General features: G+C 68.3%; 15 protein-coding genes. 6 read left to right on the top strand and 9 right to left on the bottom strand.

What is annotated here, in order from left to right; translation table 11 throughout:
• Window positions 1–47: 47 nt before the first annotated feature.
• The 4 genes from urtA to ACGTNF_RS02340 form a co-directional block, all read right to left on the bottom strand.
• On the bottom strand, window positions 48–1,367 hold the full coding sequence (gene urtA / locus ACGTNF_RS02355) for an urea ABC transporter substrate-binding protein (protein ID WP_394600285.1): 1,320 nt from the start codon (window positions 1,365–1,367) through the stop codon (window positions 48–50).
• 367 nt (window positions 1,368–1,734) lie between these two features.
• The gene (locus ACGTNF_RS02350; protein WP_394600284.1) at window positions 1,735–3,261 is read right to left on the bottom strand and encodes a tripartite tricarboxylate transporter permease; all 1,527 of its coding nucleotides are present in this window, start codon (window positions 3,259–3,261) and stop codon (window positions 1,735–1,737) included.
• Window positions 3,261–3,713 (bottom strand): tripartite tricarboxylate transporter TctB family protein, encoded by a 453-nt coding sequence (locus ACGTNF_RS02345; protein WP_152478739.1) that lies wholly within the window; start codon window positions 3,711–3,713, stop codon window positions 3,261–3,263. The genes ACGTNF_RS02350 and ACGTNF_RS02345 overlap by 1 nt, the downstream gene beginning before the upstream one ends.
• Window positions 3,710–4,699, bottom strand: a complete 990-nt coding sequence (locus ACGTNF_RS02340) for a Bug family tripartite tricarboxylate transporter substrate binding protein (RefSeq protein ID WP_394600283.1) — start codon at window positions 4,697–4,699, stop codon at window positions 3,710–3,712. The genes ACGTNF_RS02345 and ACGTNF_RS02340 overlap by 4 nt, the downstream gene beginning before the upstream one ends.
• Window positions 4,700–4,959: 260 nt before the next feature.
• Here ACGTNF_RS02340 and ACGTNF_RS02335 point away from each other — a divergent pair, with 260 nt between their 5' ends.
• From ACGTNF_RS02335 to ACGTNF_RS02320, 4 genes are read left to right on the top strand one after another with little or no spacing between them, the layout of a single operon-like run.
• Window positions 4,960–5,568, top strand: coding sequence for a helix-turn-helix domain-containing protein (locus tag ACGTNF_RS02335; protein WP_394600282.1), 609 nt, complete (start codon window positions 4,960–4,962; stop codon window positions 5,566–5,568).
• Complete coding sequence (locus ACGTNF_RS02330; protein WP_152478736.1) at window positions 5,565–6,224, top strand: response regulator transcription factor; 660 nt, start codon at window positions 5,565–5,567, stop codon at window positions 6,222–6,224. The genes ACGTNF_RS02335 and ACGTNF_RS02330 overlap by 4 nt, the downstream gene beginning before the upstream one ends.
• Window positions 6,221–7,594: a sensor histidine kinase N-terminal domain-containing protein gene (locus ACGTNF_RS02325; protein ID WP_394600281.1), complete on the top strand. Its 1,374-nt coding sequence runs from the start codon at window positions 6,221–6,223 to the stop codon at window positions 7,592–7,594. Before ACGTNF_RS02330 ends, ACGTNF_RS02325 begins: the two co-directional genes overlap by 4 nt.
• The gene (locus ACGTNF_RS02320; protein ID WP_394600280.1) at window positions 7,594–8,676 is read left to right on the top strand and encodes an ABC transporter substrate-binding protein; all 1,083 of its coding nucleotides are present in this window, start codon (window positions 7,594–7,596) and stop codon (window positions 8,674–8,676) included. Before ACGTNF_RS02325 ends, ACGTNF_RS02320 begins: the two co-directional genes overlap by 1 nt.
• A 27-nt stretch (window positions 8,677–8,703) precedes the next feature.
• Here the strand turns inward: ACGTNF_RS02320 and ACGTNF_RS02315 are convergent, their stop codons facing one another.
• The 5 genes from ACGTNF_RS02315 to ACGTNF_RS02295 form a co-directional block, all read right to left on the bottom strand.
• Window positions 8,704–9,123 (bottom strand): septal ring lytic transglycosylase RlpA family protein, encoded by a 420-nt coding sequence (locus ACGTNF_RS02315; protein WP_016854645.1) that lies wholly within the window; start codon window positions 9,121–9,123, stop codon window positions 8,704–8,706.
• 43 nt (window positions 9,124–9,166) lie between these two features.
• Window positions 9,167–10,042, bottom strand: coding sequence for a uroporphyrinogen-III C-methyltransferase (cobA, locus tag ACGTNF_RS02310; RefSeq protein ID WP_394600279.1), 876 nt, complete (start codon window positions 10,040–10,042; stop codon window positions 9,167–9,169).
• A gap of 169 nt (window positions 10,043–10,211) precedes the next feature.
• Window positions 10,212–11,672: a sodium-dependent transporter gene (locus tag ACGTNF_RS02305; protein ID WP_394600278.1), complete on the bottom strand. Its 1,461-nt coding sequence runs from the start codon at window positions 11,670–11,672 to the stop codon at window positions 10,212–10,214.
• A gap of 162 nt (window positions 11,673–11,834) precedes the next feature.
• Window positions 11,835–12,947: a 4-hydroxyphenylpyruvate dioxygenase gene (hppD, locus tag ACGTNF_RS02300; RefSeq protein ID WP_394600277.1), complete on the bottom strand. Its 1,113-nt coding sequence runs from the start codon at window positions 12,945–12,947 to the stop codon at window positions 11,835–11,837.
• 235 nt (window positions 12,948–13,182) lie between these two features.
• Window positions 13,183–13,494 (bottom strand): MTH1187 family thiamine-binding protein, encoded by a 312-nt coding sequence (locus ACGTNF_RS02295; RefSeq protein ID WP_394600276.1) that lies wholly within the window; start codon window positions 13,492–13,494, stop codon window positions 13,183–13,185.
• A gap of 169 nt (window positions 13,495–13,663) precedes the next feature.
• On the opposite strand from ACGTNF_RS02295, the gene cfa reads away from it, so the two are divergent.
• Complete coding sequence (gene cfa, locus ACGTNF_RS02290; protein ID WP_394600275.1) at window positions 13,664–14,815, top strand: cyclopropane fatty acyl phospholipid synthase; 1,152 nt, start codon at window positions 13,664–13,666, stop codon at window positions 14,813–14,815.
• Between the two features lie 159 nt (window positions 14,816–14,974).
• Window positions 14,975–15,199, top strand: coding sequence for a GGDEF domain-containing protein (locus tag ACGTNF_RS02285; RefSeq protein WP_394600274.1), 225 nt, complete (start codon window positions 14,975–14,977; stop codon window positions 15,197–15,199).
• Window positions 15,200–15,218: the final 19 nt, after the last annotated feature.

Genomic DNA, 15,218 nt, shown 5'->3' with positions numbered 1-15,218 from the left:
GTGGGAGAATGGAAGCCCCGGGCCGCGACCGCGGCCCGGGGAGCGGCTTATTCGGCCGAGGCCACCTCGGCGTCGGCGCCGCCACCGCAGCGTCCCTCGACGACGTTGTAGTTGCCGCAGCGCATCGGCGCGCGCCAGTCGCTGATCAGGTCGCGCGAGCCCGGCAGGTAGTCGGACCAGGCATCGCCGGCCACGGTGGACGGGGTCTCCCAGACGATGGAGAACTGGCCATTGTCCTGGATCTCGCCGATCAGCACCGGCTTGGTGATGTGGTGGTTGGGCATCATGGTGGCGTAGCCGCCGGTCAGGTTGGGCACGGACACGCCGATGATGGCGTCCTTGACCGCGTCGACCTCGGCGGTGCCGGCCTTGCGCACGGCCTCGGCCCACATGTTGAAGCCGATGTAGTGGGCCTCCATCGGATCGTTGGTGACCGCCATCTCGTCGCCGGTGTAGTCGATCCAGCTGTCGATGAAGTCGTAGTTGGTGTCGGTATCGACGCTCATGAAGTAGTTCCAGGCGGCCAGATGGCCGACCAGCGGCGCGGTGTCGATGCCGGACAGCTCCTGCTCGCCCACCGAGAAGGCCACCACCGGGATGTCCGCGGCGTCGATGCCCTGATTCCCGAGCTCGCGATAGAACGGCACGTTGGCGTCGCCGTTGATGGTCGAGACCACCGCGGTCTTCTTGCCCTGGCTGCCGAAGTCGGCGATGTCGGAGACGATGTTCTGCCAGTCGGAATGCCCGAAGGGGGTGTAGTTGACCATGATGTCGTCATCGGCCACGCCGTGGTCCTTGAGGTAGGCCTCGAGGATCTTGTTGGTGGTGCGCGGATAGACGTAGTCGGTGCCGGCCAGCACCCAGCGCTCCACGCCGACCTCGTTCATCAGATAGTCGACCGCCGGGACCGCCTGCTGATTGGGCGCCGCGCCGGTGTAGAAGACGTTCTCGGAGGACTCCTCGCCCTCGTACTGGACCGGATAGAACAGCAGGCCATCGAGCTCTTCGACCACCGGCAGCACCGACTTGCGCGACACCGAGGTCCAGTTGCCGAAGATCACGTCGACCTCGTCCTGGGCCAGCAGCTGGCGCGCCTTCTCGGCGAACAGCGGCCAGTCGGAGGCCGGGTCGACCACCACCGGCTCGAGCTCGCGGCCGAGCAGGCCGCCCTGCGCGTTCTGCTGCTCGATCAGCATCAGCATGGTGTCCTTGAGGGTCGACTCGCTGATGGCCATGGTGCCGGAGAGCGAGTGCAGGATGCCGACCTTGATCGGGTCCTCCTGGGCCATGGCGGGTGCCGAGACGGCGAGGCTCAGCAGGGTGGCGGCGAACAGACGCTTGGGCACGGCGGGCGAATGGGAACTCATGATCATCTCCTTGTCGATCCAGACGTAGTATTGGCGTTGTTATGAAGGGCGGTGGCACGCCACGGTGCACCATGCCCTACCCCCGCGGTGCAAGAGCTACGCCACATTCTGGATCAACCGGGATAAACATTAACTTTCAATAATTTAATGGATCCTCCAACACACTTCCTCCTGCCGATAGTGCCCTTCTGGTGCAAGTGTCGCACCGGCTTCGCTCCACGTTGGTGCCACCCCGAGGCGCTGGGAGGTCGCGGCCGAGGGCGCATGGTGTCGCTGTCGATATCAATGTCAGGCCGATAACGAAACGGGGACGCCGGCACGATGCCGACGCCCCCGTCAGGTGGCGGATGCGATCAGGTTCACGCCATCAGTCGCCGTCCGGGCCTCCGGTGCCGGTGGCCACCTTCATGCGACGGCGCAGCAGCGGGCCGACGATATAGGGCAGGATCAGGCCCAGGCCGGCGAACACCCACAGGCCGATGGCCAGGCCGCTGTCCCACAGGATGGTCCAGTCGCCGTCGGCGATGTCCATGGCGTGACGCAGGTTCTTCTCCATCTCCGGCCCCAGTAGCAGGCCGAGGATGATCGGCACCAGCGGTATCTCCAGCTTGCGGAAGAGATAGCCGGCCACGCCGAAGGCCACCATGAAGTAGAGGTCGAAGGCGCTGTTGCTGATCGAGTAGATGCCCACGAAGGCCACCATGGTGACGACCGGCAGCAGGTACTTCGGCGGCACCGACAGCAGCCGGACGAAGATGCCCACCAGCGGAATGTTCAGCACCAGCAGCAGGAAGTTGCCGATCAGCAGCGCCGCGATCACGCCCCAGACGATATCGGCGTTCTGGGTGAACATCAGCGGCCCCGGGGTGATGTTCAGCGAGATCAGCAGCGCCAGCAGCACCGCGGTGGTGCCGCTGCCCGGCACGCCGAGGGTCAGCATCGGCACCAGGGCGCCGCTGGAGGCGCCGTTGTTGCCGGCCTCGGGGCCGGCCACGCCGCGCGGGTCGCCCTCACCGAAGTAGCCCTTGCTGCCGACCACCTTCTTCTCGAGGGTGTAGCCGATGAAGCTGCCCAGGGAAGCCCCCGCACCGGGAAGCACACCGGCGATGAAGCCCAGGATGCCGCCGCGGATGCTCGACGGCATGATGCCGCGGATGTCGGCCCACTTCAGCGACAGCTTGTTGACGGTCATCTTTTCCTTGCCGCCGCCGGCCTTGTCCTCGATGAAGAACAAGAGCTCGGAGATGGCGAACAGGCCGACGATGGCGATGATGAAGTCGACGCCCTCGTAGAGCTCCAGCACGCCGAAGGTGTAGCGCTGCACGCCGGTGCTGTCGATGCCCATGGTGGAGATCATCAGGCCCAGGCAGGCCGCCACCACGGTCTTCATCGGGTTCTTGCCGGTGATGCCGCCGAGGGTGGCGAAGGCCAGCAGGAACAGTGCGAAGTACTCGGCCGGGCCGAAGGTCAGGGCGAACTTGGCCAGCAGCGGCGCCAGCAGGATCAGGCCCACGGTGGCGATCAGGCTGCCCATGAAGGAGGCCACGGCGGAGATCGCCAGCGCCTCGGCGGCCTTGCCCTTCTTCGCCATCGGGTAGCCGTCGAGACAGGTCATCATCGCCGGCTCGTCGCCGGGGATGTTGAGCAGAATCGAGGAGATGCGCCCGCCGTACATGGCCCCGGCATAGACCGAGGTGAGCATGATCAGCGCGGTTTCCGGCGGCAGGCCCAGGGAGAAGGCCAGCGGAATCAGGATCGCCACGCCGTTGGCCGGCCCGAGGCCCGGCAGCGCCCCGATCAGGGTGCCGAGGAAGGCCCCCAGCAGGGCGAACATCAGGTTATGCGGCGCCAGGGCGACGCCGAAGCCGTCGATCAGATAACCCAGCGTTTCCATCAGCTCACCTCCAGGACAGACAGCGGCCCCAGCGGCAGCGCCAGATCGAGGGCAAAGTTGAACACCAGGAACACCACCACGCCGGCCACGCCGCCGGTGACATAGGCCCGGACCGGAGAGGCGCCCATGCGCCAGCACAGCGTACCCACCGCCAGCAGGGTGCTGAGGATGAAGCCGAGCGGCTGCAGCAGCGCGGTGTAGGCGATCAGCACCAGCACCGCGATCACCAGCTCGATGCCGGTGCGGCTCCAGGGCCAGGCGTTATCCGGGTCGGGACGCACGATCAGATAGAGGCTGGACAGCGCCAGCACGACGGAAAGCAGCAGCGGGAAGGTCTCGGGGCCGACGCCCTCGGACCCGCCGAACGGTTCGGGAAACTGGGTAGCGCCCCAGCCGTACGCGACGGCCAGGGCGATCAACAGGACCCCGAAGATGCGGTCGTTGAAGGTCATTCCTGAATCAGCCCGATATCTTTGGAGAGTTGGTTGATGTCGGCGATCTGGTCGTTCACGAACTGCTCGAACTCACCGGCGCTCATGTGGAACGGCATCAGGCCGTTGCTGGCCATCACGTCCTTCCACTCCTGGCTCTCGTAGATGGTGTCCATGGCCTCCATCCAGTACTGCTTGGCGTCGTCGGAGACGTCGGCCGGCATGTAGAAGCCGCGCCAGTTCGGACCGATGGCGTCGATGCCCTGCTCGCGGGCGGTGGGGATGTCGCTGTACTCGCCCGGCAGGCGCTCCTCGGAGAGCACGGCCAGCACCCGCAGGTCACCGGATTCCATGAAGCCCTGGGCCTCGGTGATGTCGCCGGTGAAGGCATCGACGTGGCCGCCGACCACCTGGGTCATGGCCTCGCCGCCGTTGTTGTACGACAGGTAGGGAATCCGCGGCAGGTTCTCGACCCCGGCTTCCTGGGCGGCGATCAGCACCTTGAGGTGGTCCCAGCCGCCCTTGGCGCTGCCGCCGGCGAACTTGACGCTGCGCGGGTTTTCCTTGAGCGCGTCCATCAGCTCGGGCAGGTCGTCGTACTCGGAGTCATCGGCCACGGCGATCACGCCGTAGTCGGCGCCCAGCGCGCCCACCCAGTTGACCATGTCGGCGTTCATGCCCGGGAACTGGCCCTGGGCCAGACGGGTGGTGGTGGCGGTGGAGGCGGCCACCAGCAGCTGGTCGTCGCCGGCGCGCTTGCTGACGGTGTGGGCGAAGGCCACGCCACCGCCGGCACCGGCCATGTTGATGGTCTGCACGCTGGCCGGCACCAGGTCCAGCTGTTCCATCACGTTGCCCACGCTGCGGCAGGTGAAGTCCCAGCCGCCACCCGGGTCGGCGGGGGCGATGCATTCGACCTTGCCTTCCGGCTCGAAGGCCATGGAGGAACCGGCGCTGACGGTGAAGGCGGCGACGGCGACAAACTTGAGTGGCGTTCTCACGGACATTGTTGTTGTCCCCTCTGATGTTTTCGTTGGCAGATCGGGTCGGGCTTGTCGGACGCTGACACCTGCCTTACAATTCTGTAAGGCAGAACAGCGTTCCCTTGGGCGGAAAATTAGGCCGCCCATGCCATGGGGGTCAATGCCGTTTCGGCGAATTGCGACCAAAGTTGCAGAGGCCCTGATCGCCGTCACGGAGGCCGCACAGGGCCATGAGAGACCATCCCCGGCGATGGCGAGAGCAAGATCATGAACGAGGAGCGACGATGGCCCAGGACCGCGTCGAGGCCGTCGAGCGCGCACTGACCGTGCTCGAGGTGTTCGATTCTTCCCAGGAGGCGTTCGCCCTGGCCGAACTGGCCGAGGCGACCGGCTTCTACAAGAGCACCCTGCTGCGCCTGCTCGGCTCGCTGGCCCGTTTCGACTACGTGCAGCGCGGCGATGACGGCCGCTGGCGGCTCGGCGGCAGCCCCATGCGCCTGGCCCGTCGACACGCGCCCTCGCAGCAGCTGGCCGCGCGCGTCCAGCCCTGGCTCGACCGCCTGGCCGCCGAGACCGGCGAGACCGCCGCCCTGCTGGCGCTGCATCCCGGCGAGGCGGAATGCCGTCTGGCCGCCCTGCCCGCCACACCGCTGCGCCACGACCTGCGCCCCGGCAGCCGCTGGCCGGTGGAGCAGGACGTGGACCCGCGCCCCGCCCTGCCCGGCGGCACCATGACCTGCCTGGCACTGGCCGACGCGCCCGGGGAGCCGCCGCTGTGGCTGTCACTGTCCGGCCCCGCCGGCCGCCTGGCCCCCGAGGCCGCCCACGAGGCCCTGGCCCGGGCCCGCGACGCCCTGAGCCGAAGCCTTGCCGGCGAGGAGACCCCACGATGATGCTGCTGGTGGAAGACGATCGGCTGCTGGCGGAGACGCTGGTGGACGCCCTGTCGCTGGAGGGACACGGCATCGAGCACCTGGCCGACGGCGAGGCCGCCCGGCAGCGCCTGGACGGCGCCGACCACGGCCTGTCGCTGGTGCTGCTGGACCTCAACCTGCCCGGCTGCAGCGGGCTCGAGGTGCTCGAGACCCTGCGCCGCCACGACGCCGACACCCCGGTGCTGATCCTCACCGCCCGGGGCGCGGTGGAGGATCGCGTGCGCGGGCTCGATCTCGGCGCCGACGACTACCTGGCCAAGCCCTTCGCCCTGGACGAGCTCGAGGCCCGGGTGCGCGCCCTGCTGCGCCGCCGCGAGCGCGGCCAGGCGCTCCAGGTCGGCCCGCTGGCCTTCGACGCCCCGGCCCAGCGCTTCACCCTCGACGGCGAGACGCTGTCGCTGCCGCCGCGGGAGCAGCGCCTGCTGGCCTGCCTGATGCGCCACGGCGGCGAACCGGTCGACAAGGCCCGCCTGGCCGAAGAGGCCTTCCAGGGCGAGGCCATGGGCGACAACGCCATCGAGGTCTACGTCCACCGCCTGCGCAAGCGCCTGGCCGGCAGCGCCGTCGCCCTGCGCACCGTGCGCGGCCTGGGCTACCTGCTGGAGGCCGAGTGACGCGGCGCGACAGCCTGTATCGGCGCCTGCTGACCTGGCTGCTGCTGCCGCTGATGGCGCTGGGCGCGCTGATGGTGCTGCAGGCCTGGATCGAGGCCCGCCACACCGCCGATCGCGCCTTCGACCGCCTGCTCGAGGCCGCCACCCTGGCCATCGCCGAGCAGGTTCAGTGGCAGGACAACCGGCTGTGGCTCGACCTGCCGCCGGCGGCGCTGGAGATGCTCGCCACCGACGCCGAGGAGCGCGTCTTCTACGCCCTCTACGACGCCGAGGGGCGCTTCGTCACCGGCAACGCCGACCTCCCCGGCCCGCCCCGCCGCGACGGCAATGACGAGAACGCGCTGCGCTTTCGCGATCTGGTCTGGCACGACCTCGAACTGCGCCAGGGCGTGCGCCGCGCCCGCCTGGAGGACTGGCGGGCGCGCGAGCGCTTCGAGGTGCGCGTCGCCCACACCCGCGAGGGGCGCGAACGCCTGACCGGCGAGCTCTTGCGCGCCAATCTGGCCTACATCCTCGGCATGGCGGGGCTCGCTGCCGCAGTGGTGGTGCTGGCCATTCGCGGCGCCCTGACCCCGCTGAGCCGCCTGCGTCGCGCCATCCGCGCCCGCGACCCGCGCACCCTGGCGCCGCTGGAGCTGCCGCTGCCGCACGAGCTCGCCGAGCTGCGCGAGACGCTCAACGAGCTGCTGGCCCGCATGCGCCGGGTGAAGGCCAACCAGGAGCGCTTCATCGGCGACGCCTCCCACCAGCTGCGCACGCCGCTGGCCGGCCTCTCGGCCAGGGCCGAGCTGGCCCTGCGCCAGGACGACCCGCAGCGCTGGCGCGAGGCGCTCGAGGCCATGCAGGCCACCAGCGCCCGCACCTCGCATCTGGCCGTCCAGCTGCTGTCGCTGACCCGCCTCGACAACCCCGAGTACCACCCGGAGCTCACCCCGGTGGATCTCGATGCCCTGGCGCGCGGCGCCGTGCGTCGACACTGGAGCCCCTGCCATCGCGCCGGCATCGACCTGGGGCTCGACGCCCCGGACTCCCCGGTGACGGTGACCGGACTCGACTGGCAGCTCGAGGAAGTGCTGGCCAACCTGATCGACAACGCGCGCCGCTACGGGGCGGCGCGCATCACCGTGCGGGTCACCGCCGCCCCGCCCGTGCTCGAGGTCGAGGACGACGGTCCCGGCATTCCCGCCGACCGGCGCCTGCTGATGCTGCGCCCCTTCCATCGCGGCAGCGACGATCCCGACGGCTCCGGGCTCGGGCTCGCCATCGTCGACGGCATCGCCCGCACCCACGGCGCGCGCCTGCGGCTCGACGACGGCCTGGACGGCCTGGGGCTGCGGGTCGGCCTGCACTTCCCGGAGGAGAACGCCTGATGCGACATCGCTGGCTCGCCCTGCTGTGGCCATGGCTATGCCTGGCCCCGCTCGCCGGCGCCGACGAGCGCCTGCACTACCCCGCCGAGCCAACGGCCGGCGAGACCTCGGACGAGCTGGTGGTGCACGGCGCGCTGGACCTGGTCTACGCCCGGCCGCTGTTCGAGGCGTTCCACGAGCGCCATCCGGGCATCGCGCTCACCTATCGCAACCTCGACACCCTGAGCCTGCATCGGCGCTTCCTGGCGCATCCCGACGAGGTCGACGTGTTGATGTCCTCGGCCATGCCCTGGCAGTACCGTCTGGCCAACGACGGCCACGCGCGCCCGCTGGCGTCGCCGGAGGCAGAGGTCTGGCCCGCCTGGGCGCGCTGGCGACACGAGCTGTTCGCCTTCACCTTCGAACCGATCGTGATGGTGGTGCGGCGCGAACTCATCGAGCGCTTCGGACGTCCGGAGAGCCACGCCGATCTGCTCGCCATGCTCGAACGCCATCCCGAGGCCCTGCGCGGGCGCGTGGTGACCTACGACCCGGAGCGCAGCGGCGCCGGCTACGGCTATGCCATTCAGGAATCGCGGCTGACGCCGCGCTACTGGGATCTGGTGGCCGCCTTCGGGGGCGCCCGAGCGGCGCTGGCGACCACCACCGGCGAGATGCTGGCGGGCCTCGACGACGGCCGCTACTGGCTGGGATACAACCTGCTGGGCAGCTATGCCCGGGCGGTGGCAGACGCCAATCCGGCGCTGGAGGTCGTGGTGCCCGATGACTATGCCCTGGTGACCCAGCGCCTGGCGCTGATCTCGCGCCACGCGCCGCATCCGGACAACGCGCGCCGCTTCATGGACTTCCTGCTCGGCGAGACCGGTCAGCGGGTGATCGCCGAGGCCACGCCGCTGGGCGCCGTACACCCGGCGCTGGAGGGTCCGGGCACGGCCGCGGCCCTGCAGGCGACCCACGGCGAGGCACTGAGGCCCGTGTCGCTGGGGCCGGGGCTGCTGGCCACCCTGGACGACCTCAAGCGCCAGGCGCTGCTGACGCGCTGGAAACGGGAGTTCACACGCACGGACGCCGCGTCACCCTGACGGGCGACGCGGCGTCCGGACGGCGGATCAGTCGACCAGGCTGAGCTGGACCCGGGCCGTGCCGCGATGGAGCATGCCGAGCGCACGGGCGGCGCTCTTGGAGAGATCGATCACGCGGCCGGAGACGAAGGGGCCACGGTCGTTGATCATGACCTCGACCTGACGGCCGTTGTCGGGCCGGGTCACCAGCACCTTGGTACCGAACGGCAGGGTGCGGTGCGCGGCGGTGAATTCACGCTGGTCGAAGGCGTCGCCGCTGGCCGTGGTGCGCCCCTGGAAGCGATCGCTGTAGAAGGACGCCACGCCCTTCTGGATCGACGCGGCGTCGCCCTCGTCGTGGGCCAGGCTCGGGCCGGTGCTGCCGAACATGCCGGCCAGCAGGCCGATCATCGCCAGACGGCGAACGCCGCTGAAGCGGACCGGGCCCGCCTTGCCGAAAAACCCCATGTGTCACCTCGCAACAGCATGGGCGCCAATCGACCTCCTGCGATCAGGCGCCGCCAGACGTATCGGACGGTGTCGGGTGCTTTCCCTGCAGCCAACCATGGCTGGCGGCTCGATCGCTGTCGAACCAGGCCAGCGCGTCATGCAATGTCACCACCGTGCCGACGATGATAAGCGTTGGAGGGCGGATATTAGCCAACTCATCGGCCGACGGCAAATCCGACAGGCTGGCCACGTGCACCCGCTGGCGTGCCGTGGTGCCCTGCTCGATCAGCGCCAGCGGCGTGTCATCCGCCAGCCCATGGGCACGCAGTTGCTCGCAGATGAGCTCGAGGCTGCCGAGCCCCATGTAGAACACCAGGGTCTGGCCGGGGCTGGCCAGCGCCGGCCAGTCCAGATCGCAGCTGCCATTGCGCAGGTGGCCGGTGATGAAGCGCACCGACTGGGCGTGATCCCGATGGGTCAGCGGAATGCCGGCATAGGCGGCACAGCCCGAGGCCGCGGTGATGCCCGGCACCACCTCCACCTCGACGCCGGCCGCCACCAGGGTCTCGAGCTCCTCGCCGCCGCGGCCGAAGATGAAGGGGTCACCGCCCTTGAGGCGCACCACGCGCTTGCCCGACTGCGCCCAGTCGACCAGCGCCTGGTTGATGCCCTCCTGGGGCACGCTGTGGTCGGAGCGGGCCTTGCCGACATAGAGACGCTGCGCCTCGGGGCTGGCCAGGGCCAGGATCTCGTCGCTGACCAGCCGGTCATGGAGGATGACGTCGGCGGCCTGCAGGCGCCGCAGCGCCTTGACGGTCACAAGCTCCGGATCACCGGGCCCGGCGCCGACCAGGCTGACGCGCCCGGGTACCAGGTCGGACGCCGCGGGAGGCAGCCGGAGAGCCGAGGAAGCGGACGGAGGGGTCGCGGCGCACATATTCCAATATCTCGATCAAAAAAGATTTTATATGCAATAAAGTAATTAATTTGCCGGCAAAATGCCACTCCCCATCGCCTCTCATACAGGATTTCCGTGCCCGCACGATGCCTGAAACGACGCGGCCCCCGCCAGAGCGGGGGCCGCATACACGCGAAGCACAGTGCCGTCAGGCGGACAGCGTGCGCATCAGCCGGGGGCTGGCGAGCTCGCCGATCAGCGTGATGACCGCCAGTGCCAGCAGCAACCAGGGCCACTGCACGCCGAACTCCAGGGTGGCGATGCCCAGGGCATCGAGGAAGATGACCACGATGCCCAGCGGGCTGACGTAGCGCACCATGAACAGCCACAGGGCATGCACCGCCGGCGACAGACCGAGCTCCTCGCGCACCGACTCGCTGTTGAGCACGAAGCCGGCCAGCAGCGCCACGCCCAGGCCGCCGAGCGGCATCATCCAGCGCGAGGTCAGGTAGTCCAGCCAGTCGAAGAAGTGCTTGCCGGCCAGGGTCCAGTCGGCACCGACGTTGAACGACAGCATGGCCAGGGTGCTGATCACCCACAGCACGATGCCGATGCCCCAGGACGCGGTGCGACGCGAGATGCCCTTGTTGTCGGTGAGCCAGGAGACCGTGGCCTCGACCATGGAGATCGAGGAAGTCAGCGCGGCCATGGACAGCATGACGAAGAACAGCACGCCGAACAGGGTGCCCATCGGCATGGCCTGGAAGGCCAGCGGCAGGCTCATGAAGATCAGCCCCGGACCGCTGCCCGGCTCCATGCCGTTGGCGAAGATCACCGGGAAGATCGCCAGGCCGGCCATCAGCGCCACCAGGGTATCGGCGACGGCCACGCTGAGGGTGGTGCGGCCGATGGAGGCGTGGCGCGGCAGGTAGCTGCCGTAGGTCAGGATCGCGCCGGAGGCCAGCGACAGGGTGAAGAAGGCGTGGCCCATGGCGGCCAGCATGCCTTCGCTGGACAGGCTGCCGGCGTTGAAGGCGAACAGGAACTGCACCGCCTCGCCGAAGCCGCCGGAGAAGGCGCCGTAGACGATCATGATCACCAGCATCACGACCATGCCGGGCATCATCCAGCTGACGCTCTTCTCGATACCGGCCTGCACGCCCTTGCCGACGATCACCATGGTGGCGACCGTGACCAGGGTGCTCCAGAATCCCAGGTTGAACGGGTTGGCGTTGTTGGCGCCGAAGAGGGCCGCCATGTCGTCGACGCTGGACCCGGCCAGGCCGCCGGTCAGCATCTTCCACAGGTAGGAGAAGGACCAGCCGGCCACGACCACGTAGAAGCACAGGATCATGAAGCCGCAGAGCATGGCCATCCAGCCGAGCAGCGACCAGGCCGAGGCCCCCTTCGATTCGGCGGTGACCCGGCGAATGGCGTCGATGGGGCTGCCGCGGCCGCGGCGACCGAGGGCGATCTCGGTCATCATCACCGGCACGCCGATGGCCAGGATGCAGGCCAGATAGACCAGCACGAAGGCCCCGCCGCCGTATTCGCCGGTCATGTAGGGAAACTTCCAGACGTTGCCCAGGCCGACCGCGGAGCCGGTCGCCGCCAGGACAAAGCCCCAGCGGCCCAGCCACTGAGTACGGGGTTGTGAGTCGTTAGTCATGTCACACCAGGGATCACGGAACTGTTGTTGTCGCCGCCACACAGCATGGGGCCACCGCAAGGCGGCTATTGTGACGGATTTTATCGTGGTTGGGCAGGGAGACGGCGGATTGTTCTGTTTTCCGCCTCCCCGCCATGACCGGCACTCGGCCGACCGGTGGGATCAGTCTGCCTTGAGCACGCCGCGGCGGATCTGGTCCTCCTCGATGGATTCGAACAGGGCCTTGAAGTTGCCCTCGCCGAAGCCGTCGTTGCCCTTGCGCTGGATGATCTCGAAGAAGATCGGCCCGATCACGGTCTCGGTGAAGATCTGCAGCAGCACCCCCTGCTCCGGGGCACCGTCCACCAGCAGGTTAAGCTCGCGCAGCTCGTCGAGGTTCTCCTCGTGGTTGGGCACGCGCTGGTCGACCCTCTCGTAGTAGGTGTCCGGGGTGGACAGGAACTGGATGCCATTGGCCTTCAGCGCGCGCACGGTGGCGTAGATGTCGTCGGTGGCCATGGCCAGGTGCTGGATGCCCTCGCCGTTGTACTCGCGCAGGAATTCGGCGATCTGGGAGCTGTCGTCGGCGGACTCGTTGATCGGGATGTGCATCTTGCCGCAGGGCGCGGTCATGGCCCGGGAGTAGAGCCCGGTCTTCTTGCCGGCGATATCGAAGTAGCGCAGCTCGCGGAAGTTGGCCAGGCGGGTGTAGAAGCCGGCCCAGACGTCCATCTGGCCGCGGTCGACATTGTGGGTCAGGTGATCGAGCACCTGCAGGCCGACGCTGTGATCCCGAGCGCTGCGGCCCTCGATCGGCGTGAAGTCGATGTCGTAGATGCTGCGACCCTCGCCGTCGAGCTTGTCGTCGACGAAGTACAGCAGCGAGCCGCCGATGCCCTCGACCGCCGGAATGCCGACCTCGCCCTCGCCCACCGGCACCTCCACCGGCGTGGCGCCGCAGTCCACGGCGCGCTCGAAGGCCCGGCGGGCATCGGCCACCTTCCAGGCCATGGCGCAGGCGGAGGGCCCGTGAACGCGCGCGAACTCGGCGGCATGGCTGCCGGGTTCGGCGTTGAGCACGAAGTTGATCCTTTCCTGCTGGAACAGGAAGACGTCCTTGGAGCGGTGCTTGCGCGTCTCGGTGAAGCCGAGCTGCAGGAACAGGCGGCGCAGCGCCTCGATGCCCTCGGCGGTGGGCGCGCTGTACTCGACGAAGGCGAAGCCGTCGGTGCCGAGCGGGTTGGTGGTATCGGTCTGGGGCGCCTGAGCGGGGGTGCCTTGGACGGGGGCGTTCATGCAGAACCTCCGGGGGTGCTTGTGATTGTGATCTCCGGGCCTTGGCCCGTCGAGGTGCCCCCAGACTAGTGCGCCTCGCCCCCCGCCGGAATGCGCCACGGCGCCCTCCCGCCGCCCTCGGACGGCCCGCCGCGACGGGCATCGTCAAGATTCCGTGACACCGTCAGCCCACCCCCCAAACCCCCTCGCTCGGGCGGAAAGGTTCGCTGACAGACCGTCAATTTTTCGTTACGCCCTAGGCGTCGGTATCGCCCAGCAGGCGCTCGACGCTCTCGACCTTGTCATCCATGCGCTGCTCCCGGTCGGTCCGCGTCCCCATCTTGAGGGTCGAGGTGATGCGCGGCGCCCCCATCTCGTGCACCGTCTCGTGACAGCGCTTGACCACCGCCATGACCTCGTCCCAGGGCCCTTCGATATTGGTGCCGTAGGCATGCATCCGGTAATCCAGTCCGGAGGCCTCGATCACCCGCTGGCAGGCCGCCACCTGGGGCGAGACCGACACACCGACGCCCAGCGGCACCACACACAGATCCACGATGACGTGCATGATATTGCCCTCCTCTCTTAACGGTTGGCGATTCATGAAACAGTAACGTGAGTTGTCAGAAACGCTCACGCCTGATCTATGCTAACGCCTTGTAATAGAACAATCGGAATCACGCCACCTCCCGCTTTCACATCCCGGCTGCCCCGACTCTGAAGGACCAGGAGGAACCATGACCAGCGACCCACGTCTCGGCCCCATCGCCCTGCCCGACACCCGAGCCCGACGCGTCTTCGAGAAGCTGCTCGACGGCTCCGGCATCGCCCTCAACGGCTCGGCCCTCGCGGACATCCGCGTCTACCACCCCGACTTCTTCTCGCGCGTTCTGCACCAGGGCACACTGGGGCTCGGCGAGGCCTACATGGACGGCTGGTGGGAGTGCGAACACATCGACGAACTGGCCCACCGGCTGCTGCGTCATGGCCTGGGCGAACATGCCCAATCCAAATCGGAACGGATGATGTATCGCCTGCAGTCCGGTTTCTTCAACCTGCAGAGCCGCGCCCGCGCCCACATCGTCGGCGAGGCCCACTACGACTTCGGCAACGACCTCTTCGAGCGTATGCTGGACGAGACCATGTGCTACTCCTGCGGCTACTGGAAGGGCGCCGGCAGCCTGCGGGAGGCGCAGCACGCCAAGCTCGAGCTCGCCTGCCGCAAGCTCGAGCTGGAGCCCGGCATGCGGGTGCTGGACATCGGCTGCGGCTGGGGCAGTTTCGCCGAACACGCCGCGCGACATCACGGCGTCGAGGTCACCGGCATCACCATCTCCAGGGAGCAGGCGGAGCTGGCCCGCCGGCGCTGCGAGGGGCTGCCGGTCGAGATTCTGCTCGAGGACTACCGCGAGCTCGAGGGCCAGTTCGATCGCGTGGTGTCCATCGGCATGTTCGAGCACGTCGGCCATCGCAACTACGCGACCTACTTCGAGACCGTGGAACGCCTGCTGCCCGCCGACGGCCTGTTCATGCTGCACACCATCGGCTCCAACATCTCTCACATCAACGCCGACCCCTGGATCAACCGCTACATCTTCCCCAACGGCGTGCTGCCCTCCGCCCGATACATCGCCCAGGCCAGCGAGGAGCACCTGCTGATGGAGGACTGGCAGAACTTCGGCGCCGACTACGATCGCACCCTGATGGCCTGGCTCGAGAACTTCGACGCCCACTGGGACGAGATCGCCGAGCGCTACAACGAACGCACCCGGCGGATGTTCCGCTATTACCTGGCCATCTGCGCCGGCGCCTTCCGCGCCCGCCATCTGCAACTGTGGCAGGTGGTATTCTCGAAAGGCCGAGAGGGACGCTACGACGCACCGCGCTGATAAAGAACACGCCGATGAAAAGACAGGCGCCGAGGCGCATGTTCCGGCTCCTGCGGGGCCTCGCCATCTGCGCCGGCGCCTTCCGCGCCCGCCATCTGCCACTGTGGTTCGACGAAGAGATCTCGCTGAGCCCCCCCCCATGCCACCCCGCTGTCGCTGATGATGATCGACATCGACCACTTAAAGGCGATCAACGACACCTGGGGACACCTGCAGGGGGATGCCACGCTTTGCGAGCTGGTCGACTGCTGCCGCTCGCTGCCGCGCGAGGAGGCTCTGCTGGCCCGACTCGGCGGCGAGGAGTTCGCCCTGCTGCAGCGCGCCGACGCCAGCCTCTACCGGGCCAAGCACCAGGGCCGCAACCGGGTGGTGGCCGACGGCTGACGACGGGGCCGCCCCGGAG

This window comes from Halomonas sp. B23F22_10, from assembly GCF_043496975.1.
In the GTDB taxonomy this organism is placed as follows: domain Bacteria; phylum Pseudomonadota; class Gammaproteobacteria; order Pseudomonadales; family Halomonadaceae; genus Halomonas; species Halomonas smyrnensis.
This window is presented reverse-complemented; position numbering and strand designations above follow the sequence as displayed.

Excerpts from the sequence above, each read along its gene's own strand:
- urtA (WP_394600285.1), bottom strand. The coding sequence starts at position 1,367 with ATGAGTTCCCATTCGCCCGCCGTGCCCAAGCGTCTGTTCGCCGCCACC.
- ACGTNF_RS02350 (WP_394600284.1), bottom strand. The coding sequence starts at position 3,261 with ATGGAAACGCTGGGTTATCTGATCGACGGCTTCGGCGTCGCCCTGGCG.
- ACGTNF_RS02345 (WP_152478739.1), bottom strand. The coding sequence starts at position 3,713 with ATGACCTTCAACGACCGCATCTTCGGGGTCCTGTTGATCGCCCTGGCC.
- ACGTNF_RS02340 (WP_394600283.1), bottom strand. The coding sequence starts at position 4,699 with ATGTCCGTGAGAACGCCACTCAAGTTTGTCGCCGTCGCCGCCTTCACC.
- ACGTNF_RS02335 (WP_394600282.1), top strand. The coding sequence starts at position 4,960 with ATGGCCCAGGACCGCGTCGAGGCCGTCGAGCGCGCACTGACCGTGCTC.
- ACGTNF_RS02330 (WP_152478736.1), top strand. The coding sequence starts at position 5,565 with ATGATGCTGCTGGTGGAAGACGATCGGCTGCTGGCGGAGACGCTGGTG.
- ACGTNF_RS02320 (WP_394600280.1), top strand. The coding sequence starts at position 7,594 with ATGCGACATCGCTGGCTCGCCCTGCTGTGGCCATGGCTATGCCTGGCC.
- ACGTNF_RS02315 (WP_016854645.1), bottom strand. The coding sequence starts at position 9,123 with ATGGGGTTTTTCGGCAAGGCGGGCCCGGTCCGCTTCAGCGGCGTTCGC.
- cobA (WP_394600279.1), bottom strand. The coding sequence starts at position 10,042 with ATGTGCGCCGCGACCCCTCCGTCCGCTTCCTCGGCTCTCCGGCTGCCT.
- ACGTNF_RS02305 (WP_394600278.1), bottom strand. The coding sequence starts at position 11,672 with ATGACTAACGACTCACAACCCCGTACTCAGTGGCTGGGCCGCTGGGGC.
- hppD (WP_394600277.1), bottom strand. The coding sequence starts at position 12,947 with ATGAACGCCCCCGTCCAAGGCACCCCCGCTCAGGCGCCCCAGACCGAT.
- ACGTNF_RS02295 (WP_394600276.1), bottom strand. The coding sequence starts at position 13,494 with ATGCACGTCATCGTGGATCTGTGTGTGGTGCCGCTGGGCGTCGGTGTG.
- cfa (WP_394600275.1), top strand. The coding sequence starts at position 13,664 with ATGACCAGCGACCCACGTCTCGGCCCCATCGCCCTGCCCGACACCCGA.
- ACGTNF_RS02285 (WP_394600274.1), top strand. The coding sequence starts at position 14,975 with ATGATGATCGACATCGACCACTTAAAGGCGATCAACGACACCTGGGGA.